Below are 26346 nucleotides of genomic sequence, written 5' to 3' on the forward strand. Positions count from 1 at the left end.
TGAGCTCATGGCGCTCGGCGGTATGGACCTCAACCTGCTGACGTGTCTGAAGGCGCTGCTGGAGGAGAGCAACGTCACCCGGGCCGGCCGGCGGCTGAAGATGGGCCAGCCGGCGATGAGCGTGGCGCTGGCCAAGCTGCGCCGCCGGTTCGACGACGAGCTGCTCACCCGGCGCGGGCGCGACTACGAGCTGACCCCGCTCGGCGCCGAGCTGCTCCCCGAGGTCCAGGAGGCGGTCCGCCTCATCAACGCCGCCCTGCACATCGACGAGGACTTCGACCCGGGCACCTCCGAACGGCTGTTCCGCTTCACCATGAGCGACTACGCGATCGCCGTCGTCCACGACCCGCTGCTCGCCCGGATCCGCGAGCTGGCGCCGCACATCCGGCTGCAGGTCGACCACCTCGGCCCGGACGTACGCACGTCCGAGCGGGTCCTGGTGGACTACGACATCCTGATCGGGCCGCTCGGGTACGGCTTCCCGGGCCAGTCGCGGCTGCTGTGGCAGGACCGGTTCGTGTGCCTGGTCGACCCGGGCAACCCCCGGCTGGCCGGCGGCGCGCTGACGGTGGCGGACCTGGCCGCCCTGCCGCACGCCGTCGCCACCTTCGGCCGGGGCAACCTGACCCCGGTCGACCGCGCCTTCGACGAGCAGCGCATCGAACGGCGGATCGAGGTGCAGGTGGCCGGCTGGCTGCCGCTGCCGTTCGTGATCGAGGGCACCGACATGGTGGCCGTGGTGCCGGAGCGGCTGGCCCGCGTCCACGCCGCGCCGCACGGGCCGCTGGCGCTGGTCGAGCCGCCGTTCGGCGAGGTCGAGCTCATCGAGGGGTACTGGTTCGCCAGCACCCGGCTGGCGGACGCCGCGCACCGCTGGCTGCTCCAGCGCTTCGACGAGGTGGGGCAGCTGTTGCGGAAGGTGTAGTCAGGCCCAGTGGTTGGCGTTGCGGGCGCCCTCCGGCCCGGCCAGGTAGCCGGCGAACAGGCCGTCCGGGTCGCGTACCGCCCGGATCTCGCGCAGCCGGTCCCACGCCTCGTCGGACAGGAAGCGGACCTGCCGCCGGGCCAGGTCGCCGTCGCCGAGGTACTGGCCGAGCGTGACCGGTTCGAGGTCGGCCATCGCGCCTGCCAGCCAGGCCCGGTTGGGCCCGTCGTCCTCGGGCTCGACCGACGGGACGTAGCTGGCCAGGTAGATCTCCGACTGCAACGACAGGGCCATGTCCGGCAGCGTCCGCAGCGGCGCCATGCTGAACCAGATGGTGAACGCCTTGGCGCTCGGCAGCCGGGTGAACGCGGCGCGGATCGCCGGCACCACCTGCGCGGGCGGGCCGGTGAGCCAGGCGTTGTCGACCACCCAGCGGTGCCCCTCGGGGTTGTCCCGCAGCTGGCGTTCGCGCTGCTCGGCCAGGCTGCTCGGCTGCGCGTCCAGGACCATCAGGGCGCGGCCGAGCGCCGGGCAGCCGCGGAACGGGGCGAGCGCGGCCTGGGCCTCCTCGGCGCTGTCGACCAGCGCCACCGCGGTCACCAGCAGCACCGGCTCGGGCGACAGGTCCGGCTCGGTCTTGGCGACGGCGACGATCTCCACGCTGTCCGCGACCGTGCCGTGCATCCCGTGCAGCCAGGTCATCACCTCGTCGAAGTCCGCCATCCGGTACGCCTGCACGGTCTGCGCCAGGTGCCGGAAGCGCGGCCGGGTGCGCAGGTGGAACCGGGTCACCACACCGCAGAAGCCGGGTCCCGCGCCGCGGGCGGCCCAGTAGAGGTCGGTGTTGGTGGTGGCGTCGGCGCGGACCAGCTCGCCGCCGGCGGTCACCACGTCGACCGCCGCCACGGACTCCGCCGCCCAGCCCCAGCCGCGGGCGTTCCAGCCCTGGCCGCCCTGCAGCAGGAAGCCGCCGAGGCCGACGGTCGGGCAGTGGCCACCGCCGAAGAAGCGGCCGTGCTTTTCCAGGAACGGATCCAGCTCCAGCCCGCCCTGGATCGCGGGCGAGGCCACCGCGATGCCGGTCGCCGCGGCGTACGACAGCTCGCGCAGCCCGGCCAGGTCAAGCACCAGGGCGTCCGCGCGTACCGACCACTGGGGCCAGCTGTGCCCGCCGGAGCGGACGGCGACCCGCCAGCCCCGCTCCCGGGCCAGCCGGACGCCGCGTACGACGTCCTCCTCGGTGGCCACCTGGAGCACCCCGGCCGGCTGCCGGTCCGGCAGCGCGCGGTTGAACACGCGCGCGGTGCGAGCCGCCTCGAAGCCCGGCTCGCCGCGCAGGATCAGCGTCCCGTCGAACAACCAATCCTCCTCAGGCCGCGGCCTGCAGCGCGGACAGCGTCCGGGTCATGATCCCGGCCGGGTCCGCGCCCGGCGTACCCGGATGGATCTCCCACTCCGCCAGGCGGAGGCTGCTGGAAAGGACCAGCTTGACCCGCGGGTACCGCCGGGCCATGAACGCGGGCAGCACGGCGTCGACGCCGGCGCCCGAGGTGAGCAGCTCGGCGAGGACCACGGCGTCCTCGGCGCACATCGCGGCGCCCTGGGCGAGCAGCGGCGGGCACGCGTGGACGGCGTCGCCGACGACGACGCAGCGGCCCCGGTACCACGGCTCCGGCACCAGGATCGACTCGATCCACTGGTAGTTGACGACGGCGTCGTCGGCGAGCCCGGCCCGGATGCGGCCCCACGTGCCGCCGTACCCCTCGGCACGCTCCTTGAGCACCTTGCCGTGCGGGTGCTCGCCGATGAAGGCCGGATCGAGGTTCTCCTCCAGCAGGTACGCGTAGCAGTGGTCGGCTGAGATGGGGCTGTAGCCGGCCTTGAACTTCGGGCCGTTGTAGTACACCTCGGCGCAGTCCATCTCCGGCGGCCGGGGCGCCACGACGCGCCAGATCCCCATCCCGACCGGCCGGGGGACGGTGGTGATGCCGAGCATCTGGCGTACCTGCGAGCGGATGCCGTCGGCGCCGACCAGCAGGTCGACCCGCTCGGTCGTACCGTCGGCGAGCGTAGCGGTGACGCCGGCGCCGTCGTCGTCGATCGCGGTGACCGTGGTGCCCAGCCGGACGTCGACGCCGGCGGCGCGGACCGCCCGGGCCAGAATCCCGGCGAGGTCGGAGCGCAGCGCCCCCAGCGTGGCCGGCAGGTCGGGGCCGCCGGTGCGCGGCGTGGTCAGGTCGGCGATGAGCGCGCCGTCGGCGGCGTTCCGCAGCCGCAGCCGGTCGAACGGCACACCCCGGGCGAGCAGCTCGTCGAGGACGCCGACCTCGCGGAACGCCCGCAGCGCGTTCCCCTGGATGGTGATCCCATGCCCGATGCCGGTCCACTCGGTGCGCTGCTCGACGAGGACGACCCGCACGCCGCGCCGGGCCAGGGCGAGCGCGAGCGTCGACCCGGTGATGCCGCCGCCCACGACCAGCACGTCCGCCATAGTCGTCCCTCCTTCAGATGGGGGGAACGTAATCGGGCCGTGACATCGGCGAAACCAGCGAGATCGAATGGCTGGCATGGGTTTTCCGTTGGTTCCCCGGCACCGCGGGCCCACCTAACGTCGGGACCAACCGACGAAGGAGTGTGCGATGGGCTACGTGGTGGCCGCGACCTGGACGGCGCAACCCGGCAAGGAGGACGTCGTCCTGGACGCCATCGAAAAGCTGACGCCGCCGTCCCGGGCCGAACCGGGCAACCAGCTTTACCAGGCGTACCGCGACGCCGCGAACCCGCTCGTGTTCCACCTGTTCGAGATCTACGACGACGAGGCCGCCTACGCCGCGCACGGCGCGTCCGACCACTTCGCCGAGTACGGGCACGGCCAGGCCATTCCGGTGCTGGACAAGCGCGAGCGCGCGTTCTACGAGACGATCGGCTGACCATGCGGTTGGCTGCCTTCCGGGCGGTCGGCGACGCGGTGGGGGCGCGCCGGGTCGGCCTGGTGATCGGCGTCGGCGCCGACTCCCGGGTGCACCCGTTCCCGCGCGGGACGGACATGGTGGGGCTGCTGGCCGCCGACCCGGACGTACGCGACGCGGCCGCCGACGCCGCGGCCGCCGGCGACGGGCATCCGCTGGCCGAGGTCGTGCTGCTGCCGCCGGTGTACCCGGTGGCGATGCGCGACTTCCTCACCTTCGAGGCCCACGTCGCGGGCGCCAGCATGGCCATCCAGGGCGCGGCCACCGTCCCGCCCGAGTGGTACGCGGCGCCGTCGTTCCTGTTCATGGCCCCGCACGCGGTGCACGGCCCGTACGACGACGTCGCGATGCCGCCGGACACCGAGCGGCTCGACTTCGAGCTGGAACTGGCCGCGGTGATCTGCGCGGACGTCCGCAACGCCACGCCGGAGCGGGCCGCGGCGGCGATCGGCGGGTACTTCGTGATGAACGACTGGTCCGCCCGGGACGTCCAGGGCCGGGAGATGAAGCTCGGCCTCGGCCCGAGCAAGGGCAAGGACTTCGCCACGACCATCGGGCCGTGGGTGGTCACCCCGGACGAGCTTTCGCGGTACCGCGACGGCGACGGCCTGCTCGACCTGGCGATGACGGTCAGCGTGAACGGCGAGCAGGTCGGCGCCGACCGGTCCGGCTCGATGAGCTGGTCGTTCGAGGAGATGGTCTCGTACGCCTCGCGCGGCTCGTGGGTCAAGGCCGGCGAGGTGCTGGCCTCGGGCACCTGCGGGACCGGCGCGCTGGTGGAGACCTGGGGCCGGACCGGTGCCCTGTACCCGCCGCCGCTGCGGGTCGGCGACGTGGTGGAGATGGCCATCGAAGGGCTCGGCGTGATCCGCAACCAGGTCGTCGCCGGCACCGAGGTGGCCCCGCCGATCCCGGTGGCGCGCCGCCGGCTGCCGCAGGAGGTGTAGATGGCGACCATCGGTACGGCCAATCCGGCCACCGGCAAGCCGCTGCGCGACTACCCCGCGCACGACTGGGCGCAGCTCGACGCCCGGCTGTCCCGGGCCCAGGCGGCCGGCACCGCCTGGGCCCGAACCGCGGTGGCCGAACGCGGCCAGCGGCTGCGCGCGATCGGCGACGCGCTGACCCGGCGCCGAGCCGAGTACGCCGCCCTCGTCACCGAGGAGATGGGCAAGCCGCTGACCGAGGCGCTCGCCGAGATCGACAAGTGCGCCTGGAACTGCGCGGTGGTGGCCGACCGGGCGCCGTCCTGGCTCGCCGACCGGCCGGTGCCGACCCCGCCACAGCGCTCCTGGGTCTCGTACGAGCCGCTGGGCGTGGTGCTCGCCGTCATGCCGTGGAACTTCCCGTTCTGGCAGGTCGTCCGCTTCGCGGCGGCGGCGCTGGCGGCCGGCAACGCGGCGGTGCTCAAGCACGCGCCGAACGTCACCGGGTGCGCGCTCGCGATCGAGGAGCTGTTCGGCGACGAGAACCTGCTCAGCGCCTTGCTCATCGCCGACGAGGACGTCGGCGCGCTGGTCCCCGGGTGATCGCCGACCCGCGCGTCGCCGCCGTCACCCTGACCGGCAGCGAACGCGCCGGGATCGCCGTCGCCACCGCCGCCGGAGCGGCCCTGAAGAAGACCGTCCTGGAACTGGGCGGCTCCGATCCCTTCGTGGTGCTCGCCGACGCCGACCTGCCCGCCGCCGCGGACGCCGCGGTCCGCTCGCGCTTCGGCAACGGCGGGCAGAGCTGCGTGGCGGCCAAGCGGTTCATCGTCGACGAGCGCGTCGCCGACGACTTCGTCGACCTGCTGGCCGCGCGGGTCGCGGGCCTCGCGGTCGGCGACCCGGCCCTCCCGCGTACCCAGATCGGGCCGCTGGCCCGCGCGGACCTGCGGGACGCGCTGCACCGGCAGGTGACGGCCTCGGTGGCGCGGGGTGCGGTGCTGGTCGCCGGTGGGCAGCCGGTGCCGGGCGCCGGGTGCTTCTACGAGCCGACCGTGCTGGACCGGGTCACCCCGGGCATGGCCGCGTTCGCGGAGGAGACCTTCGGTCCGGTCGCCGCCGTGGTCCGGGCCCGCGACGACGAGCACTGCGTCGCGCTGGCCAACGACACCGAGTACGGCCTGGGCGCGGCCGTCTGGGGCACGGCCGAACGGGCCCTGGCGGTCGGCCGCGCCATCCGCTCCGGGGCGCTGTTCGTCAACGCCGCGGTCGCCTCCGACCCACGGCTGCCGTTCGGCGGCATCGGGCGCAGCGGGTACGGCCGGGAGCTGTCCGCCGAGGGGGTCCGCGAGTTCACCAACGTCCGCACGGTCGTGGTCGCATGAGGCTCGACCACATTGGACTCAACGTCGGCGACCTGCCGGCGATGACCACCTGGTACGCCGCCGCGCTCGACCTGACCGTGGAGTTCGAGTTCGCCCTCGACGACGTCGACCTCCGCGGCGTGCTGCTGCGGAGCCCGGCCGGCTTCCGGCTGGAACTGCTGTGCCGCGCGGGCAACACGGCCGGCATGCGTCCCGCCGACCCTGCCGACGCCGCGCTCACCCGCGGATACGGGCACGTCGCTTTCGACGTACCCGATGTGGATGCCTGGCATGCCCGCCTGCTGGCCGCCGGCGCCGCGGAGCGGATGTCGCCGCGGCCGTCGCCGGAGCCCGGCGTCCGCATGTCCTACGTATCCGACCCCGAGGCCAACCTCATCGAGCTCCTGGACCGCATGCAAGGAAGGGCACCTTCTTATCGCTTTTTGCATAGCAAGGTGCCCTTCCAAACACCGCTGGCGGGAAGATTGCGCTGATCACGGGCGTGGGCGGCGGGATGGGCGCCATGGCGGCGAGCATGTTCGCGGCGGCCGGGGCGCGCGTGGTGGGCTGCGACATCGACGCGGGCGCCGCGGCGCGGACCGAGGCCACGGTGCGGGCCGAGGGCGGGCAGATCACCGCGATGGGCGGCGTCGACCTGGGCGACCCGGAGCAGGCCCGGTCCTGGGTGGACGCGGCGGTCGAGGTGTACGGCGGGATCGACGTGCTCTACAACAACGCGTCGACCCAGCGGTTCGGGGCGCTCGACGAGCTCGGCGTCGAGGACTGGGACTTCACGATGCGCAACGAGCTGAGCCTCGTGTACTACACGGTGCGGGCCGCGTGGCCGCACCTGAAACGGCACGGCGGCGGCTCGATCATCAACGTCGGGTCGATCGCGGCGCTGCGCGGCGTCGAGTTCATGGCGCAGAACGCGCACAGCGCGGCGAAGGGCGGCGTCCTGGCCCTCACCCTCCAGCTCGTCGTGGAGGGCGGCCCGTACGGCATCCGGGCGAACGCCATCAGCCCCGGCCTGACCGAGACCCCGAACACGGCGCCGCTGCTGGCGGACCCGCCCGAGCGGCTGCGCCGCCTGGTCCTCGACCGCATCCCGCTGGGCCGGCACGGCCGGGCCGAGGACGTGGTCCATGCCGCGATCTTCCTCGCCTCGGACGAGTCGTCCTGGATCAGCGGCAGCAACATCGTCATCGACGGTGGCGCCTCAGTCCTCGGCTGAGGCACCGGAAGGGTTTCCTGATGACCATCACCCACCTGCGGCACGTCGACCTGGCCGTGCCCGACTTCGCCACCCAACGGCGCTTCTACACCGAAACCTGGGGCCTGTCCGAGACCGGTGTCGACAGTGGACTGTCCTATCTGGCCGCCGAGGGCTCCCCCGAGCGGTACGTGATCCGGCTCCGGCAGGCGGACGAGAAGCGGCTCGACCTCATCGCGTTCGGGGCGGCGGATCCCGCGGCCGTCGACGCGCTCGCCGCCCGCCTCGCCACGGCGGACGTACGCCTGGTGGCCGAACCCGGCCCGCTGCAGACCGCCGGCGGCGGCTACGGCTTCCGCTTCTTCGACGTCGACGGGCGCACCGTGGAGGTCAGCGCGGACGTCGAGGTGCGCGCGCACCGAAGGGTCGCGGAGGGCGAGGCGGTACCGGTGCGACTGTCCCATGTGGTCCTCAACTCCACCGACATCGCCCGCACCCGGGCCTTCTACGAGACGCACCTCGGCTTCCGGCACAGCGACACGCTGTGGCAGAGCCACATGGGCGACCTCATGTACTTCCTGCGCTGCAACGACTGGCACCACAGCCTCGCCATCGCCGCCGGGCCGCACGCCTCGGTGCACCACGTCTCGTTCGAGATGCGCGGGCTGGATGAGTACATGCGCGGCACCGGCCGGGTCATGCGCGCCGGCATCAAGAAGATCTGGGGACCGGGCCGGCACCTGGCCGGCAACAACACCTTCTCGTACTTCCTCGACCCCAGCGGCAACACCATGGAGTACACCACCGAATTGGAACGGCTCGACCACGACGTCTGGCACCCGCACGTGTACGACGTGGACGACCCCATGACGCAGGACCAGTGGGGCACCGCCGACCCGATGAGCGAGCTGATCGCCAAGGAGAGCTTCAACGACGTGGACCGCGGCGCATTCGTCGCGCCGCCGGTCTGACATGGGGCGCGTATCCTGCAAGGTCGTCGTGCTCACCGGGGCGGCGCGCGGGCAGGGCGCCGCCGAGGTGGAAGCCCTCACGCGCGAAGGCGCGACGGTCGTCGCCACCGACGTGCTCGACGGGGAGGGCGTGCTCCACCTCGACGTGCGGTCCCCTACCGAGTGGGCCGCCCTGGCGCAGACCGTGCGGGAGCGGTACGGCCGGGTCGACGCACTGGTCAACAACGCCGGCGTGGCGGCCCGGGAACGGCTGCCGCACGTCAGCCTCGACGTCTGGCAGCGCACCTTCGACATCAACGTGACCGGGCCGATGCTGGGCATCCAGGCGCTCGTCCCGCTGATGGGTCCCGGGTCCAGCATCGTCAACGTCTGCTCGGTCGCCGCCATGTCCGGGCACGCCGCGGCGGCGTACACGGCCAGCAAGTGGGCCTTGCGCGGCCTGACCCGGACCGCGTCGCTGGAGCTCGGCGGGCGCGGCATCCGGGTCAACGCGGTCATGCCGGGGCTGATCGAGACGCCGATGATGGCGAACGCGTCGCCGGCGTTCGCGGCGGCCGCGCTGGCGGAGATCCCGCTCGGGCGCATCGGCACCACCGCCGACATCGCTCCCCTGCTGGTGTACCTCGTCTCGGACGAGTCCGCCTACGTCAACGGCGCCGAGTTGGTGGTGGACGGCGGCCTGACCGCGCACGTCTCCCACAAGCGCATCGCCGACGCGACATCTGGTTAGGGGCTTGGCATGTTCGAGTACTTTCCCGGCAACTACATCTGGAACCTCGGCGTCGTCGCGACGCTGAACAGCGGCGGCACCATCGACGAGGTGGACCGCGCCTGCCGGCCGATCCGGGACGCGGCCGCGCGCGGCGACGCCGGGACCGCGGACTTCATGCGGGCGTGGCAGCGCATCGCCGACCAACTGGAGGCGCAGGCGCGGGCCGAGGAGGCCGCCGGCCATCGGCGCACCGCCGGGCAGAAGTACCTGCGTGCGGCGGCGTACATCTGCCAGGCGGAGCGGATGCAGAGCGCCTCCGCCCCGGGCCGGGCCGACATCTACCGGCACTGCCTGGACCTGATGCTGCGCTCCTTCGAGCTGTCCGACCCGCGTACGACCCGGGTGGAGGTGCCGTTCGAGGGCTCGGCGCTACCGGCGTACTTCACGTCAGCCAGTCCGCACGCGCCCTGCATGATCATGTGGAACGGGTTGGACAGCACCAAGGAGCACATGTACACCTCGGGCTGGTGCCACGAGCTGGCCGCGCGCGGCATCTCCACGCTCATGGTCGACTGTCCGGGCAGCGGCGAGGCGCTGCGCCTGCGCGGGCTGACCGCCCGGGTGGAGACCGAGCAGTGGGCCGCCGCCTGCGTCGACTATCTGGAGGCCCGGTCCGATGTCGATCCCGCCCGGATCGGCCTGGTCGGCTGGTCGCTGGGCGGCTACTACGCCCCGCGCGCGGCCGCGTTCGAGAAGCGGCTGAGCCTCGTCGTGGCCTGGGGCGCCAACCACAACTGGGGCGAGGTGCAGCGCCGCCGGCTGGAACGCGAGGGCGAGAACCCCGTCCCGCACTACTGGGAGCACGTGCTGTGGGTGTGGGGCGAGCCGGACGTGGCGACCTTCGTCCGCAACGCCGAGCGGATCACCCTGGACGGCGTGGTCGAGAAGATCACGTGTCCGTTCCTGATCACCCACGGGCAGAACGACCGGCAGATCCCGGTGGCGTACGCGCACCGCTCGTACGAGCAGGCCGTCAACAGCAGCCGGCGCGACCTGCGGATCTTCACGCCCGAGGAGGGCGCGACCGAGCACGTGGGCCTGGACCACCTGCCGCACGTCGGCGCGTACACCGCCGACTGGATAGCCGACCGCTTCGCCCCCTTTAAGCCGGGTACGGCAGGATGGTGGGATGCTTGTCGTCCACGTCCATGTACGGGTCCGCCCCGAGGCCGTCGAGGAGTTCCTGGCCGCCACGACGGTGAACGCCGCGGCGTCCTTGACCGAGCCCGGTGTGCTGCGCTTCGACGTCATCCAGGAGCACGGCGACGTCGCGCACGTCGTACTCGTGGAGGTTTATCGGGACGCGGACGCCGCCGCCGCGCACAAGCAGACGGCGCACTACGCGACGTGGCGCGACACCGTCGCGCCGATGATGGCCGAGCCGCGGCGGTCCGCCACGTTCGCGGCGGTTTTTCCCCACGACAGCGAACGGTGGGCAACGCGGACCACGCCGAAGGCGGTGCCGGAAAGCGACCTCGATGGCTGACGCGGACGACGTCCGGCTCCTGGCGCTCGCCCTGCCCCACGTGGTCGAGATCGACAGCGACGGCTTCGACTTCCGCGTCGGCGACAAGGGGTTCGTCTGGTCCTACCCGGAGCGCCTGCCGGGCCGGCCGCGCGTCATCCGGACCGACATCGCCGTGCTGTACGTCGGCGACGAGGCCGAGAAGCAGGCGCTGCTGCTCGGCGAGCCCGAGCTCTTCTTCACCACCCCGGCTACGACGGCCTGCCCCTGGTCATGCTGCGGTTGGCGCGGGTGGACGCCGGCCGCCTCAAGGAGCTCATCATCGACGCCTGGCGGATGCGCGCCCCCGCGGTGCTCGCCACCGACCTCGACGCGGACGTCGACTGACGCCACCTACAGGGTCCAGGCGATGGCCGCCAGGACGTACGCCATACCGTTGGTGGCCCAGTGCAGGCCGATCGGCGCGAGCAGGCTGCCGCTGCGCCGGCGCAACTCGCAGAGCACGACGCCGGCCGCCGCAGTGAAGGCGACGCCGAGCGCCACGGCGGCCAGCCTCGACGGGACGCCGGTGCCGAGCACGTCGGCGGCGGCCCGGTTGTGCACGACGAGGTTCCACGCCGGCAGCACGTGCCACAGCCCGAAGAGCGCCGAGGACACCAGCGTGGCGAAGGTGGCGCCGCGCAGCCGCCGCAGCATGCCCCACAGCAGCCCGCGGAACGCCAGTTCCTCCAGCAGCACCGTGCCGACCAGCACCGGCCCGGCCGCCTGAAGCACGGCGACGCCGACGCTGAAGTCCGCCCGGCGGTCGAGGAACACGGGCCGGGTCGGCGGCAGGGCCAAGGCGACGGCGTACGCGACGGCGACCAGCACCGCCACGACGGCCGCCCAGCGCAGCCCGCGCGTCCAGCTCGACCGGGCCAGGCCGAGCTCGGCCGGGGACAGGCCGCACCCGCGGGCGAACGCCAGCAGCAGGAGCACCTCGACCGCCCGCAGCGGCGTGGACGAGCCGGTCAACCGGTTGTTGACGACGTTGACGGCGGCGAGGAGGGCTACGGCGTACCCCAGGCGGAGCCACGACCGCTGGCTCGCCGTCGCCGCCGGCACCACCGCCACCCGCCCATCGTCACGCGGCCTCGACGGCCTCGGCAAGACCCGGCGCGGGGCTCCCGGAGGCGCCCGGCGTCGTGTCATGCTGGTCGATGGAGCGCCGACCCCGGGACGGTGGTGATCGTGTGACGACTCATCCGACGGTAGGTTCCGCCGCACCAGGCCCGGCCGGGCATCCGGTGCTGGGCATGGCGCCCGCGTTCCGCCGCGACATGCTGGGCACGCTGCTGGACGGGTTCCACCGCTACGGCGACGTCGTGACGTACCACTTTGGACCGAGGTGGGGTCCGCGCGCGGTGAGCCAGAACGTCGTCATGGCACACCATCCCGACGGCATCCACGAGGTGTTCACGACGCCGCGGGTGTTCAGCCGCCGGACGACCGGGTTCCAGGTGCTCACCGAGTTCATCGGCGCCGGGCTGCTGACCAGCGACGGCGAAGTGTGGCTGCGGCAGCGACGGACCCTGCAACCGCTGTTCACGCCGCGCCGGGTGGCCGGCTACACCGAACTGATGACCGCGGAGGCCGAGCGCGTGGCGGCCGACCCCACCGTCGCGCCGGGCTCCACTGTGGACCTGCATCATCTCATGCAGCGCTACGCGCTGCGGGTGGTCGGGCGGGCGCTATTCGGCGACGACGTCGACGAGGCCATCCCCCAACTGCAGCGGCTCATGCCTATCCTGAGCGACCTCGCGCTGGCGCGGGCCCTCCAGGTGGTACGGGCGCCGCTGCGCTGGCCGACGCCACGGACACGGCGGATCACCCGCGAGCGCGCGGCGCAGTACGGGATCGTGGACGCCATCATCGCCCGGCACGCCGATCGTGAACCGGGCGCGGAGCGCGACGACATGCTCAGCCGGCTGCACACCGCCCGCGATCCGGAGACCGGACAGCCACTGTCCACTGAGGAGATACGTGACCAGGTGCTGGTCTTCCTCCTCGCCGGGCACGAGACGACCGCCGGCGCGCTGACCTTCACCCTGCACCTGCTCGGCCGATACCCGGAGATTCAGGACCGCGTCGCGAAGGGCGACGCGGACCTGGTACGGGCCGCCCTGCTGGAAGGCATGCGGCTGTACCCACCGGCGTACAGCACGGAGCGGCTCGCCGACGTCGACACCACCATCGCCGGCTACCAGGTGCCGGCCGGGACCCGGGTAATGCTTTCCTCGTTCGTCACCCACCGGCACCCGGACTTCTGGCCCGACCCGGACCGCTTCGACCCCGACCGGTTCACCGGCCAGCACACCCGGCCCCGATACGCGTACTTCCCCTTCGGCGGCGGACCGCGCAGCTGCATCGGGGAGCACTTCGCGCTGCTGGAGGCCACCGTCCTGCTGCGTACGCTGCTGGCCCGCTACCGGGTCGAAGCGCTCGACCAACGGCTCCGCCTCGCACCGATGATCACCCTGCGTCCGGCGGAACCGGTGCGGGCCGTCCTGCGCCCTCGGTGACCCGTCAGCCGTGCACGTGGACGATGGTTTCGGTCCCGTCGTCCCAGCGCCAGGGCACGTGCCGCCCGCGCAAGTGCACCCCGCCGATCCACCGGTCGACGCCGTTGAGCACGACGTGGTCCGCCGCGCCGGCGAGCACCCGCGCGCCGGTGTCGGTCAGGCGCAGGGCGGTGCCGCGGTCGACCGGACGGTCCGCCGGCGCGGCGTCGAGCAGCGGTACGGGCGCGCGCGCCATGCGTTCCATCATCGCGAAGGACCAATCGTCGCCGAGGTACGGACGCGTCTCCCGCGCCGCGGCGCGGACGAAGGCCGTTCCGGCGTCGGGCGCGCCGTCCGCGACGGCGGCCAGGATCCGCCGCTCGGTCAGCGACAGCCCGTCGCGGGTGGCCGGGTACTCGCGGCTGAGGCGGTCGAACGCCTCGCCCAGAAACCGCAGCTCGCCGGAGCGGGCCTCGGCGACGGCGCGCAGGCCGTCCGGCGACGGCGCCCGGAAGGCGGCCCAGGCGTGGGCGGCCAGCTCCAGCGCGGGCGGGGTCAGCCGGGTACGCGCGTTCGTGTCCGGCAGTTCGCGCAGCTGCGCGGCCGTCAGCTGGCCGAGACCGCCGAACCGGGCGATGCCCGCGTGCTCGCCGATGCAGATCAGCGTGACGCGCTGCGCCGGCACCGCGAGGCCGGCGAGGCGGTCGAGGATCTGGATGATCTGGAGCTGGTCGTACAGGTCCGCCTCGAACCACAGCACGTATTCGCCGTCGCGGTTGGCCGCGAGGACGCGGTCCCGCTCGACGAACATGTCGGCGGCCTCGGCCCGGTCGTCGCAGTCCGCCTGAACGAGGTACTCCGCTCGGATCCGGCGCAGCTCCTCGGCCCCCACCGCGGGCACCGGCCCCTCGTGCAGCACGTCACGCCAGTACAGCACGCGCTCGGCGAGCCCGGTGCCGGGTAGATCCGTGGCGTCGCCGTTGCTGACGTGCAACGCCATGGTCATCCAGTCGTCGGCGCCGACGGCGGCCGGCGAGTCCGGCTCTTCCCCGAGGATCTGGCTGCGGGCGGTCGCGTACGACTCGCCGGTCTTGGCCATGCGGGCGCGTACCCGCCGTTTGAAGTCGGCCTGCTTCGTCATCGTCATCTCCCGCGGCCCGTCCGCGGATCCCCCAGCGACCGGTACGGCGGGCGCACGATCGACGACACGACGGCCCGGCCGAGAGGTGGACCTCCCTTTGCCTCCTGGGGGTGACCCGGCTGGGGCGGGTCGCCGGAGGTTGGGCGTGGACGGACGCCAACCGTCACAGTACCGGCTTCACGATTCGCGGCGAAACGTCGGACCCTCGTCCTAGTGTGAGGCCATGGATTGGAAGATTGAGCTCATTCCCGTGCCCGTCACCGACGTCGACCGGGCGAAGGCGTTCTACGAGAAGGTGGGCTTCAACGCGGACCACGACCACAAGGTCCAGGAGGGCCTGCGTTTCGTCCAGCTGACTCCGCCCGGTTCGGCCTGTTCCATCGTGCTCGGTGACGGCATCACCGAAAAGACGCCCGGCACCCAGGAGATCCAGGTCGTCGTGGCCGACGCGGAGGCGGCCCGCAGGCAGCTGGTGGACGCCGGCGTCGAGGCCAGCGACGTCGACGCGCAGCCGTGGGGCAACTTCGTCTACTTCCGCGACCCCGACGGCAACAGCTGGTCGCTGCAGGCGATCGCGTCGCGCCCCAACGGCTGACCCACGGGGCTTAATCGATCGCGACCGGCTGGCGGGGCCGGCAGACTCTGGCCATGCTTTCCACCGTCCTGCCGGCCCGCCGCGAGGCACGCTGGATCCTCGTCGGCACCCTGCTGAGCGCGGTGGGGCGCGGCCTGACGCTGCCGTTCCTGTACATCTACCTGACCGAGGTACGCGGCCTGGCCGGCGGGACGGCCGGTCTGGCAGTGGGGTGGATGGGCGCGGTCGGTCTGGCCCTGTCGCTGGTCGGCGGGACCCTCATCGACCGGTTCGGCGCCCGCCGGGTGCTGCTGCCCAGTTGGGCGCTGCTGATCGCCGGGTCGGTGTGCCTCGCGCTGGTGCAGAGCGCATGGCAGGCGTTCGCGGTGCTCACCGTCTTCGGCGTCGGCAACGCCGCGGTCTGGTCGGGCCAGAGCACCGTGCTGGCGACGCTGACCAGCGAAGGCGAACGCCAGCGCACCTTCGGCCTGCACTTCACGATGATCAACCTGGGCATCGGCGTCGGCGGCCTGATCTCCGGAGTGCTGGTCGACGTGGCCCGGCCGAGCACGTTCCAGCTCATCTACCTGCTGGACGCGGCCTCCTACCTGGTGCCCGCGACGATCCTGCTCGCCATGCCCGCGGTGGGCGGCCGCATCGCGAGGCCGGCGCCCGCCGCCGCCCACCAGATCCGCGGCGGATACGCCCAGGTGCTGCGGCACCGCCCGTTCCGGCGCCTGATCGTCTTCGCCCTGGTGCTGACCACCTGCGGATACGCCCAGATCGAGGTGGGCTTCCCGGCCTTCGCCACCGTGGCGGCGCAGGTGAGTCCCCGGGTGGTGGGCTGGGCGCTGGCGGCGAACGCGTTCACCATCGTGGTCGCGCAGCTGTTCGTGCTCCGCGCGATCGACGGCCGCAGCCGTACCCGGATCCTGGCCGTCGTGTGCGTCATCTTCGCCTGCGCGTGGCTGGTGCTCGGCGGCGCCGGACTGGTCGCCGACGACAACACCCTGCTCGCCTCGGCCGGCGTGATCGGCTGCGCCTGGATCTTCTCGCTCGGCGAGACCCTGCTCTCCCCGGTGATGCCGGCGCTGACCAACGCGCTGGCCACCGACGAACTGCGCGGGCGGTACAACGCGATGAACTCCGTCGTCTTCGGGCTCAGCGGGATCATCGGCCCGATCAGCGCCGGCCCGCTGATCGGGGCCGGCCGCGGCGACGTGTGGGTGCTGCTGGTCGTCGGCGGCTGCCTGGTCGCGTCCGTGCTGGCGTTGTCGACGCGCCGGCTGCTCACGCCGGCCCAGGACGGCCGGACCCCGCCGCAACACCCTGCCGTACCGGAGCCGAGCGCGGTCTAGCCCTCTTTCGGAGTCGAGGGCCCGGCCGATGACGGGTCCGGCGCGTCGTAACGCTTCTCAGGCAGATTTACCCCGGTCCGCATCACCTGCGGGCCGCATGCTCCCGCGGGCACCGCGCAGGTCGGCGGCTCGCGGAGCGAGCCGAAATCCCCGACCCGCGCTGCCAGGTCCGCGAGACAAGCCCGCGATCAGCCCAACCCGCTGTCCGATGTGGACGTCACGCGCGTAGACCTCGTCCACGACCAACTGTCCGATGTGGAGGATGCCGTTCCTCACTCGGCGACTGAAGGGACATTCGGAACACTGGCCTCATACCGCCGGACGGGACAACGATCTTCGCACGCCTGTACGACAATAGATGGGTGATGCCAGATGTGTTGACGCAGCTCAAGGCCACGGCCGACGCTGGCGTCAACACGCCCACCTGGTCGTTGCGCGACGAGGATCTGGTCGAGTGTTTGGACGCCGTGCACGCGATCACGCAGGCGGTGGCGGCGTTGCAGTCGCGGCTGGTTCGGGAGATCGACAGCCGGGGCCTGGCCATCACGCGGCACGCCTCCAGCACCAAAGCGTGGCTGCGCGAGCACCTACGGATCAGTCCGCACGCGGCCAAGCGGATGCTGGAGCTGGCCCAGGCGTTGGACGCGCGGCCGGTGTTGGCCAAGGCGGTCGCCGACGGTCTGGTCAACACCGAGCAGGCTCAGGTGATCGCGGCCGCGCTACAGCGTCTTCCCGCTGAGGTGGTGGGTAAGGCGGAGAAGGCGATGATCGGTCGGGCCGCCGAGTTCGAGCCGAACACGCTTCGCCGCTACGGCGAAGGCATCCTCGCCTACGTGGCCCCGAGCTCGCCGAAGCCGCCGACGCCGAAGCGTTGGAACGGATGGAAGCGCGTGCCCGGCAGACGCGGGCGTTCCACCTGACCCGGCACGGCGACGGGCGGGTGCGGTTGACCGGCTGGCTGGACGAAGACGGCGCGGCGACGGTGAACGCCGCGTTGGATCCGTTGTGCGCACCGCGGCATGACGTGGACGTCCGTACCCCGGCCCAGCGCCGGGCTGATGCGTTGGTCGAGATCTGCGACCTGGCCATGCGGACCGAGGACTTGCCGGAGAGCGGTGGGGAGCGGCCGCACGTGGTGGTGACGGTGTCGTTCGACATGCTGCGCCTCGCTCTCGGTGTGGGCACCCTGGACACCGGTGAGCGGCTCAGTCCGGAGCAGGTGCGCCGGCTGGCCTGCGACGCCAAAATCATCCCCGCCATCCTGGGTGGCGACGGGCAGATCCTCGACCTCGGCCGCACCCGCCGGCTCATCAGCGGACCGTTGCGCCGGGCGCTGGAGTTACGGGACAAGGGCTGCGCGTTCCCCGGCTGCGACCGGCCACCGCGCTGGTGTCACGGGCACCACATCCGGTCGTGGGCTGATGGTGGTCCGACCACGTTGGACAACAGCGTCATGCTCTGCGGCCACCACCACCGGCTGATCCATCGTGGACACTGGACGGTCCAGATCGCCGCGGACGGGATACCCGAGTTCATCCCACCCGCGTACGTGGACCTGGAGCGGCGGCCACGGCGGAACACATACCACCGCCGCGAATGACCACGAGATGTCCGACGGCGCAGTGGGCGCGACTGGCCCGTTGTCGCCAGCGTGGACTCGATCATCCCCGGGCGCACCGTGCTGCCGGCGGCCTGATCAGCGGCCGCGTCGATCCACTACGAGGAGTTCAACCTCCGCTGATCCCGGCCGCGGGCATCCGTGCGATAGCCTGTGGCCCCATGGGATCCGTGGACGTGGTCTTGGCCGTCGTGGTCGCCGCAGCCAACCTGGCCGTCGCAGCCCTGCTGCTCGCCGGGAGCCGTGGCGGCAGGGCAGTGCCCCGGATCTTCCGCCGCTCGCAGCCCTTCCCGCGCATGCGGGCGGCGATGCACGCCTGCCTGGGGCTGGGGATGGGCGCCGGCTGGCTCGTCAAGGACATCTTCCCGCCCCACTCCACGGGCGACATGGTGCTATTCAACGTGATAAGGATCCTGCTGGTGGCTGGCCTCGTCACCGCCCTGCTGGTCGCCTTCCGGCACGCGCGACCCATCCGTCGCAAGGCCGCCGGCTAGTAGGGCAGCCCGGTTCGCGGCGGTCGCGGGCCGGTTCGGGCGGGCGGAGCCGCGCCGGCAGGCGCGGGCGTTCCTGCTGAGCCTGTTGTCTGATGTGGACTCGCGGTCGTGTTGGCAGTTGGCCGAGCAGGGCGGCTTCACGGTTGGCACGCAAGGGCACTACACCGGCACGGCCGGCCGGATCGAGAACGCGCAGATCGCGGTATACCTGGCGTATGCCGGGCCGGTGCGCCACCGCAGGCGTGCAGCCGCCAGCACCGCGGCCACGGGTTGTCGGTATTAGAAACAGAAAAGGAGAGCACCACTGCTCTCCATTAACAACATATACCGCACCTGGGGGCTTGCGGCAAGACCCGGGTCGTACCGCAGAATCGTCGTCCTAGGCCAATGCCTGCGAAATGGGGGTCGCGAAAATGCGTATCGGGCAGCACGTCGTGAAGTCTCGCTAGGGCAGCGCGGGTGACGATCCCCCGTCGCCGCCGGACGTTATCGACAACCAGGACCTAAAGGCGTTCAACACCCGCGTCCGCGACCACGTTTGGTCGCGCGCCGACGCGTGCGCGCACGCCGCCGCACGCACCCTTAGCACCAAGGAGAGTTGATGACCGTTCAATCCGAGCTGGCCGTGGCCGGCGGGCCCGTTGCCGAGGTGCCGGCCGAGCAGTTCGGGCGGATGTCGCACGCCGAGGTGATCCAGGCGTTGTCCGGCCTCATGCTCGGCATCTTCGTCACGATCCTGGCCTCGACGATCGTCTCCAACGCGCTGCCGCGCATCATCGCCGACCTGGGTGGCACCCAGTCGGTCTACACCTGGGTGGTCACCACCGAGTTGCTGTCGATGACCGCGACCCTGCCGCTCTGGGGCAAGATGGCCGACCTCTACAGCAAGAAGCTGCTGATCCAGCTCTCGTTGAGCCTGTTCGTGGTCGGCTCGCTGATCGCCGGCTTCGCGCCGAACGTCACGGTGCTGCTGGTCAGCCGGATCGCGCAGGGCGTGGGCGCCGGCGGCATGGGCGCGCTCGCGATGATCGTGATGGCCGCGATGATCCCGATGCGGGAGATGGGTCGCTACTCCGGTGTCTTCGGCGCGGTGTTCGGCGCGGGCACGATCGCCGGCCCGCTGATCGGCGGGGTGCTGGTGGACACCTCGTGGCTGGGCTGGCGCTGGTGCTTCTTTATCGGCATCCCGTTCTCGCTGGCCGCGATCGCCCTGCTGCAGAGGACGCTGCACCTGCCGGTCGTCCGCCGGCCGGTGCGGGTCGACTGGCTGGGCGCGCTGCTGATCATGGCCGGCGTCTGTACGGTGTTGATCTGGTCCAGCCTGGCCGGGCACCACTTCGCGTGGGGCTCGTGGCAGACCGGGGCGTTCGTCTGCGGTGGCGGGCTCCTGCTCGCGCTCGCGGTGTGGACCGAGTCGCGGGCCACGGAGCCGATCATCCCACTCAGGATCTTCCGCAACCGTACGGTCACGCTCGCGGTGGTGGCCAGCACGCTGGTCGGCGTGGCGATGTTCGGCGGCACGGTGTTCCTGTCGCAGTACTTCCAGGTGTCGCTCGGCAAGTCCCCGACGGTGGCCGGCCTGATGAGCCTGCCGATGATTTTCGGCGTGCTGGTGTCCTCGACGGTCGCGGGACAGCTTGTCACGCGGTTCGGGCGGTGGAAGGCGTATCTGGTGGTGGGCTCGGTCGTGATGACCGGCGGGTTCCTGTTGCTCAGCACGATCGACGCGAACACCGGCGTCGTGCTGCTGGCGGCGTACATGGTGGTGCTCGGGGTCGGGGTCGGCATGCTCATGCAGAACCTCGTGCTCGCCGCGCAGAACGACGTGCCCGCCGCCGAGTTGGGCGCGGCCACATCGACGATCACCTTCTTCCGCAGCATGGGCGGCGCGATCGGGGTGAGCGCGCTGGGCGCGGTGCTCACCAACCGGGTGACCTCGCTCTACGTCGACCACTTCGGCGCGGCGGCGACCGGGGGCGGCGGCGCCAAGGTGCCCGACCTGCGGGCGCTGCCCGCGCCGGTCCTCGCCGTGATCCGCGACGTCTACGGCACGGCGACCTCGGACCTGTTCCTGGTGGCGGCGCCGATCGCATTCCTCGCCGTTCTGTCGGTGGTCTTCATCAGGGAAAAGCCGCTGTCCACCCTCACCGGCGACGAGCGCCGCGCGCGGGAAGCAAGCGGCCCCGAAGCAAACGGCCCCGAAGCAAACGACCCGACAGTGGAGCGATGACGTGAACGATCTGAGCACCAGCGTGTTCGACCTTCCCGACCGCCTCTGCGCCAAGGCCGACCCGACGCTGATCGCCCGCGACGAGCAGCACTTCGCGGCCATCGCGGAGAGCCTTGAGCGGGTGACCGCCGAGCTGTCCGACCGGCTGGACGCCGAGCGCAGGGCGCCCGCCGGCAAGGGCCGGCAGGCGTTGGACCGGGACCAGGAGGTACGCCGGCTGACCGCGCGCCTGCGTACCCTGCGTCGTTTCAGTGTGGACCTGTGCCTCGGGCGCATGGTCAGCGCGGACGGCTCCGAGCCCGTGTACGTCGGACGGCTCGGCCTCACGGACAGCACGGGTCGCCGGCTGTTGCACGACTGGCGCTCCCCCGCGGCCGAGCCGTTCTTCGCCGCGACCCACGCCAACCCGATGGGTCTGGTGAGCCGCCGGCGGTACCGCTGGACGCGCGGGCGGATCAGCGACTACTGGGACGAGGTGTTCACCGCGGACGGGTTCGAGGGGCACGCCGCGCTCGACGACCAGTCCGCGTTCATCGCCAGCCTGGGCGGCAACCGGTCGGCCCGGATGCGGGACGTGCTCGGCACGATCCAGGCCGACCAGGACGCCATCATCCGGGCGGGATCCCGCGGCGCCCTCGTCGTCGACGGCGGGCCGGGTACCGGGAAGACCGTCGTCGCGCTGCACCGCACCGCCTACCTGCTCTACTCCGACCCGCGTCTCGGGCACCGCCGGGGCGGCGTGCTGTTCATCGGTCCGCACCAGCCGTACCTGAACTACGTCGCCGACGTGCTCCCCAGCCTCGGCGAGGAGGACGTGCAGATCTGCACCCTGCGGGACCTCGTCCCGGAGGGTGCCGCGGCCGCGGTCGAGAGCGACCCGGAGGTGGCCGCGCTGAAGTCGTCCGCGGACCTGGTGAAGGCGATCGAGGCGGCGGTCAGGTTCTACGAGGAGCCGCCCACCAAGGGGATGCGGGTCGCGACCGAGGAGTCCGACGTCTGGCTGAGCGCCGCCGACTGGGCCGACGCGTTCGACGCGGCGGGACCCGGCACCCCGCACAACGAGGCGCGCGAGCTGATCTGGCAGGAGCTGCTCACGATCCTGATGGACAAGCACAGCGGCGACGAACCGGATGACCTGCTGCGCGCGTCGCTGCTGCGGAACAAGGAGCTCCGCACGACCTTCAACCGCGCGTGGCCGCTGCTGGAGGCGGCAGACCTCGTCGCGGACCTGTGGTCGGTCCCCGCCTACCTGCGCAAGTGCGCTCCCTGGCTCGGCACCGACGACGTCCGGAAGCTGCAGCGCGCGGACGCCCGGGCCTGGACGGTGTCCGACCTGCCGCTGCTGGACGCGGCCCGGCAGCGGCTCGGCGACCCGGAGGAGTCACGGCGTGAGCACCGGCACGACGCCGCTCTCGCCGCCCAACGCGCCTACATGGACAGGGTCGTCGACGACCTGCTCGCGGCCCACACCTATGACGACGGCGAAGGCTTGCTGATCATGCTGCACGGAAAGGACATGCGGGACTCCCTGGTCGACGAGACGGTGTCGCCGGCCGCCGCGCCGGACCGGCTCGCCGGCCCGTTCGCGCACATCGTCGTGGACGAGGCCCAGGAGCTGACCGACGCCGAGTGGCAGATGTTGCTGCTGCGCTGCCCGTCCCGGAGCTTCACGATCGTCGGGGACCGGGCCCAGGCCAGGCACGGGTTCACGCAGTCGTGGCAGGCACGGCTGCAACGGATCGGGCTCGACCGGATCAACCTGGCCTCGTTGAGCATCAACTACCGGACGCCGTCGGAGGTCATGGCGGAAGCCGAGCCGGTCATCCGGGCCGTGCTCCCGGACGCCAACGTGCCGACCTCCATCCGTGACAGCGGCATCCCCGTCGTACACGGATCCGCCGCCGAGCTGGATTCGATCCTCGACACCTGGCTCGCGGCGCACGCCGACGGGATCGCCTGCGTCATCGGCGATCCCACCTTCCAGCCGACGTCCCGCGTCCGGTCGCTGACCCCGGAGCTGTCGAAGGGGCTCGAGTTCGACCTGGTGGTCCTGGTCGATCCGGAGGCGTTCGGCGAGGGCATCGAAGGAGCGGTCGACCGCTACGTCGCGATGACCCGGGCGACCCAGCGGTTGGTCATCCTCACGAGCCTTCCGCGGCGCGGATGAGGTCGCCGACGCGGCGCAGGGCCCCGCGGACGCGCTGGGTCCAGCCGTCGTCGCCGAGCAGGATCATCGTCTCGCCGCCGAGGAACGACAGCCCGACCAGGACCGCGACGTCGGCGGCGGTGAACGGGCCGAGCGAGCCGAAGCGCTCCTCGGCCTCGCGGGCGACGTCCTCCAGGACGTCCATCCAGCCCTGGAGCATCGCGAGCACCTGCCGGGCCACCTCGTCGTCGGACCAGCCGGCGGCGACCATCTCCTGCAGCACGCGGACGTAACCGGAGGCCAGGTCGTCGTCGAGCAGGTCGCACGCCTCCTCGTACCGCTTCGACAGCGGGACCTGGGCGGCGTACATCTGCTGCTGCCGGCCGATCAGGCGGCGGTTCTCGTGGTCCAGCAGCGCGAGGACCATGCCGCGCTTGCCGCCGAAGTGGTAGTGGATCTGGCTCAGCGGCACGCCGGCCCCCTCGGCCACCTTGCGGGTGGAGAGGTTGGCGTAGCCGTCCGCCAGCAGGCACGACCGGGCCGATTCCATGATCTTGATCGCGGTATCGGTAGCCAATGAGGCGCTCCTGTCAGGTATCAGACCTTGTCGGTCGGTCGACCGAATGATAGCGTACCCCAATTCGGTCGGTCGACCGAGCGAAAGCGGCAAAAGCGAAATTAAGGGGGCAACGGCCATGGGCCGACGGATCATGATCTTCGGGTACGGGGTGTTCGCCTACCTGGCGTTCCTCGCCGTCATCGGCTACACCATCGGCTTCCTGGCGGGCTCCGGGGTGCCGAAGGACGTCGACGACGGCGCCTCCGGCCCGGCCTGGGTGGCGGTGCTGGTCGACGTGGCGCTGCTCGGCCTGTTCGCCGTGCAGCACAGCGTGATGGCCCGGCCGTGGTTCAAGCGGTGGTGGACCCGGATCGTGCCACCCGCGCTGGAGCGCAGCACCTACGTGCTGGCCGCCAGCCTCGTGGTGGCCCTGGTGCTGTGGCAGTGGCGGCCGCTGCCGGACATGGTGTGGTCGGTGGACGCGACCTGGACGCGGGCGACGCTCTGGACGATCGGCCTCGGCGGCTGGGGCGTGCTGGTGTTCAGCACGTTCCTGATCGGGCACTTCGACCTCTTCGGGCTGCGCCAGGTCCTGGCCCGCTTCCGGCGCACCCCCTACACCGAGCCGGGCTTCCACGAGCCGGTGCTCTACCGCCTCGTCCGCCATCCGATCATGGTCGGGTTCCTGATCGCGTTCTGGGCGACGCCGCAGATGAGCGTCGGGCGGCTGCTCTTCGTCGGCACGGCCACCGGCTACATCCTGGTCGCCGTCCGGTTCGAGGAGCACGACCTGCGCCGCGAGATCGGTGAGCCGTACGAGCGGTACGCCGAGCGGGTGCCCCGGTTCATCCCCGGCCGAGCGCGCTGGCCGGACGCGGCCCCGCGGTCCACGACAGCCGCGCACACTAAGGGCGGAGGGGATTGCGATGCGGGCGCGAGAAGCGGACACCGAGGGCTTCGTCGAGCACGACGGCGTAAAGATCCACTACGAGGTGTACGGGGACGGGGAGCCGACCCTGCTGCTGATGCCCACCTGGACGATCGTCCACAAGCGACTGTGGAAGGGGCAGATCCCGTTCCTCGCCCGCCATCACCGGGTGGTGACGTACGACGGACCGGGCAACGGTCGGTCCGACCGGCCGCTTGAGCCGTCCGCCTACGGGCAGGAGGCGCAGGTGGCGTACGCGCTCAAGGTGCTCGACGCCGTGGGCGGCGGCCCGGTGGTCCAGGTGGCGCTGTCCAAGGCCGCGAACTGGGCGCTGGATCTGGCCGCCCACCACGCCGAGCGCGTACGCGGCACCGTCCTCATCGGACCGACGGTGGCCGTCGCCGACACCGACGCGGTACGGCTCGCTCACTCGGCGCTGGACGGACCGCGGCCGGACGTCGAGCCGTCGCGGGTGCCGCTCGTCGAGAAGGACCCGCCGGAGCAGTGGGCGAAGTACAACCGTGCCTACTGGCGCGAGGACTACGACGACTTCGTCTGGTTCTTCCTCGGCCAGTGCTTCTCCGAACGGCACTCGACCAAGCAGATCGAGGACGGCGTGCGCTGGGGCCGGGAGACCACCGGAGCGGTGCTCGTCGCCGACAGCCACGGCTCCCGGCCGGACGCGGACACGCTCGCCGCCTGGTGCGCGCGCGTCACGCAGCCGGTCCTGCTGATCCACGGCGACAAGGACCGGATCAGCCCGGTACGCCGCAGCGAACTGCTCGCCGACCTGACCGGCGGGGAGCTGGTCACGCTGGAGGGCGCGGGCACATCCCGCTCGCCCGCGATCCGGTACGCGTCAACCTCCTGATCCACGACTTCGCCCAGCGGCTCGGGCCGGCGAGCGCCGCGCGGCGTACCTGGGCGCGCTGGAGCCACCGGCCCAAGCGGGTGCTCTACATCTCCTCGCCGATCGGCCTCGGCCACGCCCGCCGGGACGTCGCCATCGCCGCGGCGCTGCGGGAGCGGCACCCCGACGTCCAGATCGACTGGCTCGCCCAGCATCCGGTGACGCGGGTGCTGGAGGCGGCCGGCGAGCACGTGCACCCGGCCAGCCGCTGGCTCGCCAACGAGTCCGCGCACATCGAGGGCGAGGCCGGCGAGCACGACCCGCACTGCTTCGAGGCGCTGCGGCGGATGGACGAGGTGCTGCTGGCCAACTTCATGGTCTTCCACGACGTCGTCCGGGACACGCCGTACGACCTGGTCGTCGGCGACGAGAGCTGGGACGTCGACCACTTCCTGCACGAGAACCCGGAGCTCAAGCGCTTCGCGTACGCCTGGCTCACCGACTTCGTCGGCAACCTGCCGATGCCCGACGGCGGCCCGCGCGAGGCGCTGGTCACCGCCGACTACAACGCCGAGATGATCGACCACATCGCCCGGTACCCGCGGATCCGGGACCGCGCCGTCTTCGTCGGCAACCCGGACGACGTGGTCGACGCCCACTTCGGCCCCGGGCTGCCGCGGATCCGCGACTGGACCCGCGAGCACTACGCCTTCGCGGGGTACGTCACCGGCTTCGACCCCGCCGCCGTCGCCGACCGCGAGGCGCTGCGGGCCGACCTCGGCTACCGCCCCGACGAGCGGGTCTGCGTGGTGACCGTCGGCGGCTCGGGGGTCGGCGGCCACCTGCTGCGCCGGGTGGTCGACGGGTACGGCGCGGCGGCCGCCCGCGTACCCGGGCTCCGGATGGTCGTCGTCACCGGGCCCCGCATCGACCCGCGGTCCGTGCCCGCCGCGGACGGCCTCGACGTCCGTGCCTTCGTCCCGGACCTCTACCGGCACCTGGCCGCGAGCGACCTCGCGATCGTCCAAGGTGGACTGACGACGTGCATGGAGCTGACCGCGGCGCGGCGCCCGTTCATCTACATCCCACTGCGCCACCACTTCGAGCAGAACTTCCACGTCGCGCACCGGCTCGACCAGTACGGCGCCGGGTACCGCCTCGACTACGACGACCTGACGCCGGACACCCTCGGCGCGGCCATCGCGGCGCAGATCGGGCGCGACACGGCGTACCGCCCGGTGGAGACGGACGGCGCCGCGCGCGCCGCGGACCTGCTCGCCGACCTGCTCTGACCCGCGTGGCC

General features: G+C 72.1%; 28 protein-coding genes and 3 pseudogenes. 24 read left to right on the forward strand and 7 right to left on the reverse strand.

Annotated features, from left to right (window positions below; genetic code table 11):
• The first annotated feature begins 7 nt into the window (after positions 1-7).
• Entirely contained in the window at positions 8-925 is a 918-nt protein-coding gene (locus Prum_RS00205; protein WP_173072854.1) for a LysR family transcriptional regulator, read from the forward strand.
• Here the strand turns inward: Prum_RS00205 and Prum_RS00210 are convergent, their stop codons facing one another.
• Entirely contained in the window at positions 926-2284 is a 1359-nt protein-coding gene (locus tag Prum_RS00210) for an FAD-binding oxidoreductase (RefSeq protein ID WP_173072856.1), read from the reverse strand.
• A 10-nt stretch (positions 2285-2294) separates the two neighbouring features.
• Positions 2295-3416 (reverse strand): FAD-dependent oxidoreductase, encoded by a 1122-nt coding sequence (locus Prum_RS00215; RefSeq protein WP_173072858.1) that lies wholly within the window; start codon positions 3414-3416, stop codon positions 2295-2297.
• 148 nt (positions 3417-3564) lie between these two features.
• On the opposite strand from Prum_RS00215, the gene Prum_RS00220 reads away from it, so the two are divergent.
• Genes Prum_RS00220 through Prum_RS00250 form a run of 8 tightly spaced genes read left to right on the forward strand, consistent with a single transcriptional unit; the run spans position 3565 to position 9098 of the window.
• Positions 3565-3855, forward strand: a complete 291-nt coding sequence (locus tag Prum_RS00220; protein WP_173072860.1) for a putative quinol monooxygenase — start codon at positions 3565-3567, stop codon at positions 3853-3855.
• Between the two features lie 2 nt (positions 3856-3857).
• On the forward strand, positions 3858-4841 hold the full coding sequence (locus Prum_RS00225; RefSeq protein ID WP_173072862.1) for a fumarylacetoacetate hydrolase family protein: 984 nt from the start codon (positions 3858-3860) through the stop codon (positions 4839-4841).
• Positions 4842-5423 (forward strand): aldehyde dehydrogenase family protein, encoded by a 582-nt coding sequence (locus Prum_RS53485; RefSeq protein WP_218576907.1) that lies wholly within the window; start codon positions 4842-4844, stop codon positions 5421-5423. It begins immediately after the preceding gene.
• Positions 5420-6205: an aldehyde dehydrogenase family protein gene (locus tag Prum_RS53490; RefSeq protein WP_218576908.1), complete on the forward strand. Its 786-nt coding sequence runs from the start codon at positions 5420-5422 to the stop codon at positions 6203-6205. Before Prum_RS53485 ends, Prum_RS53490 begins: the two co-directional genes overlap by 4 nt.
• Entirely contained in the window at positions 6202-6678 is a 477-nt protein-coding gene (locus Prum_RS00235) for a VOC family protein (protein WP_173072863.1), read from the forward strand. The genes Prum_RS53490 and Prum_RS00235 overlap by 4 nt, the downstream gene beginning before the upstream one ends.
• A gap of 8 nt (positions 6679-6686) precedes the next feature.
• On the forward strand, positions 6687-7418 hold the full coding sequence (locus Prum_RS00240; protein ID WP_281368824.1) for an SDR family NAD(P)-dependent oxidoreductase: 732 nt from the start codon (positions 6687-6689) through the stop codon (positions 7416-7418).
• 20 nt (positions 7419-7438) lie between these two features.
• On the forward strand, positions 7439-8368 hold the full coding sequence (locus Prum_RS00245; protein WP_173072865.1) for a VOC family protein: 930 nt from the start codon (positions 7439-7441) through the stop codon (positions 8366-8368).
• 1 nt (position 8369) lies between these two features.
• Positions 8370-9098 (forward strand): SDR family NAD(P)-dependent oxidoreductase, encoded by a 729-nt coding sequence (locus Prum_RS00250; protein ID WP_173072867.1) that lies wholly within the window; start codon positions 8370-8372, stop codon positions 9096-9098.
• A 32-nt stretch (positions 9099-9130) separates the two neighbouring features.
• Here the strand turns inward: Prum_RS00250 and Prum_RS50605 are convergent, their stop codons facing one another.
• Together Prum_RS50605 and Prum_RS50610 are read right to left on the reverse strand one after the other, a co-directional pair.
• Positions 9131-9418 (reverse strand): hypothetical protein, encoded by a 288-nt coding sequence (locus Prum_RS50605; protein ID WP_246277541.1) that lies wholly within the window; start codon positions 9416-9418, stop codon positions 9131-9133.
• Complete coding sequence (locus Prum_RS50610; protein ID WP_246277542.1) at positions 9419-9646, reverse strand: hypothetical protein; 228 nt, start codon at positions 9644-9646, stop codon at positions 9419-9421.
• On the opposite strand from Prum_RS50610, the pseudogene Prum_RS50615 reads away from it, so the two are divergent.
• The 3 genes and pseudogenes from Prum_RS50615 to Prum_RS00265 form a co-directional block, all read left to right on the forward strand.
• Positions 9645-10043: pseudogene (locus tag Prum_RS50615) on the forward strand (alpha/beta hydrolase family protein); the annotation flags it as partial. The gene Prum_RS50610 and the pseudogene Prum_RS50615 overlap by 2 nt on opposite strands.
• Positions 10044-10269: 226 nt before the next feature.
• On the forward strand, positions 10270-10626 hold the full coding sequence (locus tag Prum_RS00260) for an antibiotic biosynthesis monooxygenase (protein ID WP_173072869.1): 357 nt from the start codon (positions 10270-10272) through the stop codon (positions 10624-10626).
• Positions 10619-10992, forward strand: a pseudogene (locus Prum_RS00265) (MmcQ/YjbR family DNA-binding protein). Before Prum_RS00260 ends, Prum_RS00265 begins: the two are co-directional and overlap by 8 nt.
• A 6-nt stretch (positions 10993-10998) precedes the next feature.
• Here the strand turns inward: Prum_RS00265 and Prum_RS00270 are convergent.
• Positions 10999-11718 (reverse strand): CPBP family intramembrane glutamic endopeptidase, encoded by a 720-nt coding sequence (locus tag Prum_RS00270; RefSeq protein WP_246277543.1) that lies wholly within the window; start codon positions 11716-11718, stop codon positions 10999-11001.
• A 119-nt stretch (positions 11719-11837) separates the two neighbouring features.
• On the opposite strand from Prum_RS00270, the gene Prum_RS00275 reads away from it, so the two are divergent.
• Positions 11838-13166: a cytochrome P450 gene (locus Prum_RS00275; protein WP_218576912.1), complete on the forward strand. Its 1329-nt coding sequence runs from the start codon at positions 11838-11840 to the stop codon at positions 13164-13166.
• Positions 13167-13170: 4 nt separating this feature from the next.
• Here Prum_RS00275 and Prum_RS00280 read toward each other — a convergent pair whose 3' ends face one another.
• On the reverse strand, positions 13171-14286 hold the full coding sequence (locus Prum_RS00280; protein WP_246277544.1) for a DUF1835 domain-containing protein: 1116 nt from the start codon (positions 14284-14286) through the stop codon (positions 13171-13173).
• A 223-nt stretch (positions 14287-14509) separates the two neighbouring features.
• Here Prum_RS00280 and Prum_RS00290 point away from each other — a divergent pair, with 223 nt between their 5' ends.
• The 8 genes and pseudogenes from Prum_RS00290 to helR all read left to right on the forward strand — a co-directional run bounded on the left by Prum_RS00290 (position 14510) and on the right by helR (position 22727).
• Entirely contained in the window at positions 14510-14881 is a 372-nt protein-coding gene (locus Prum_RS00290; RefSeq protein ID WP_173072875.1) for a VOC family protein, read from the forward strand.
• A gap of 53 nt (positions 14882-14934) precedes the next feature.
• The gene (locus Prum_RS00295) at positions 14935-16218 is read left to right on the forward strand and encodes an MFS transporter (protein ID WP_173072877.1); all 1284 of its coding nucleotides are present in this window, start codon (positions 14935-14937) and stop codon (positions 16216-16218) included.
• 365 nt (positions 16219-16583) lie between these two features.
• Positions 16584-17138 carry a DUF222 domain-containing protein gene (locus tag Prum_RS54340; protein ID WP_308785322.1) on the forward strand — a complete coding sequence of 185 codons (555 nt, stop codon included), beginning with the start codon at positions 16584-16586 and terminating at the stop codon, positions 17136-17138.
• Positions 17063-17506 (forward strand): annotated as a pseudogene (locus Prum_RS54345) (DUF222 domain-containing protein); the annotation flags it as partial. The gene Prum_RS54340 and the pseudogene Prum_RS54345, both read left to right, overlap by 76 nt.
• 33 nt (positions 17507-17539) lie before the next feature.
• Positions 17540-17818, forward strand: a complete 279-nt coding sequence (locus Prum_RS54350) for an HNH endonuclease signature motif containing protein (protein ID WP_246278504.1) — start codon at positions 17540-17542, stop codon at positions 17816-17818.
• Between the two features lie 179 nt (positions 17819-17997).
• Positions 17998-18330 carry a hypothetical protein gene (locus Prum_RS00305; RefSeq protein WP_173072879.1) on the forward strand — a complete coding sequence of 111 codons (333 nt, stop codon included), beginning with the start codon at positions 17998-18000 and terminating at the stop codon, positions 18328-18330.
• Between the two features lie 601 nt (positions 18331-18931).
• Entirely contained in the window at positions 18932-20560 is a 1629-nt protein-coding gene (locus Prum_RS00310) for an MDR family MFS transporter (RefSeq protein WP_173072881.1), read from the forward strand.
• Between the two features lie 10 nt (positions 20561-20570).
• Positions 20571-22727 carry an RNA polymerase recycling motor ATPase HelR gene (gene helR / locus Prum_RS00315; protein ID WP_218577661.1) on the forward strand — a complete coding sequence of 719 codons (2157 nt, stop codon included), beginning with the start codon at positions 20571-20573 and terminating at the stop codon, positions 22725-22727.
• On the opposite strand, the gene Prum_RS00320 is transcribed toward helR, so the two are convergent.
• Positions 22702-23283: a TetR/AcrR family transcriptional regulator gene (locus Prum_RS00320; protein WP_173072885.1), complete on the reverse strand. Its 582-nt coding sequence runs from the start codon at positions 23281-23283 to the stop codon at positions 22702-22704. The genes helR and Prum_RS00320 overlap by 26 nt on opposite strands.
• Positions 23284-23401: 118 nt before the next feature.
• On the opposite strand from Prum_RS00320, the gene mddA reads away from it, so the two are divergent.
• The 3 genes from mddA to Prum_RS50630 all read left to right on the forward strand — a co-directional run bounded on the left by mddA (position 23402) and on the right by Prum_RS50630 (position 26335).
• Entirely contained in the window at positions 23402-24412 is a 1011-nt protein-coding gene (gene mddA, locus Prum_RS00325) for a methanethiol S-methyltransferase (RefSeq protein WP_246277545.1), read from the forward strand.
• Complete coding sequence (locus tag Prum_RS50625) at positions 24366-25064, forward strand: alpha/beta fold hydrolase (RefSeq protein ID WP_246277546.1); 699 nt, start codon at positions 24366-24368, stop codon at positions 25062-25064. The genes mddA and Prum_RS50625 overlap by 47 nt, the downstream gene beginning before the upstream one ends.
• A gap of 80 nt (positions 25065-25144) precedes the next feature.
• Entirely contained in the window at positions 25145-26335 is a 1191-nt protein-coding gene (locus Prum_RS50630) for a glycosyltransferase (protein WP_246277547.1), read from the forward strand.
• Positions 26336-26346: the final 11 nt, after the last annotated feature.

Source organism: Phytohabitans rumicis (assembly GCF_011764445.1).
In the GTDB taxonomy this organism is placed as follows: domain Bacteria; phylum Actinomycetota; class Actinomycetes; order Mycobacteriales; family Micromonosporaceae; genus Phytohabitans; species Phytohabitans rumicis.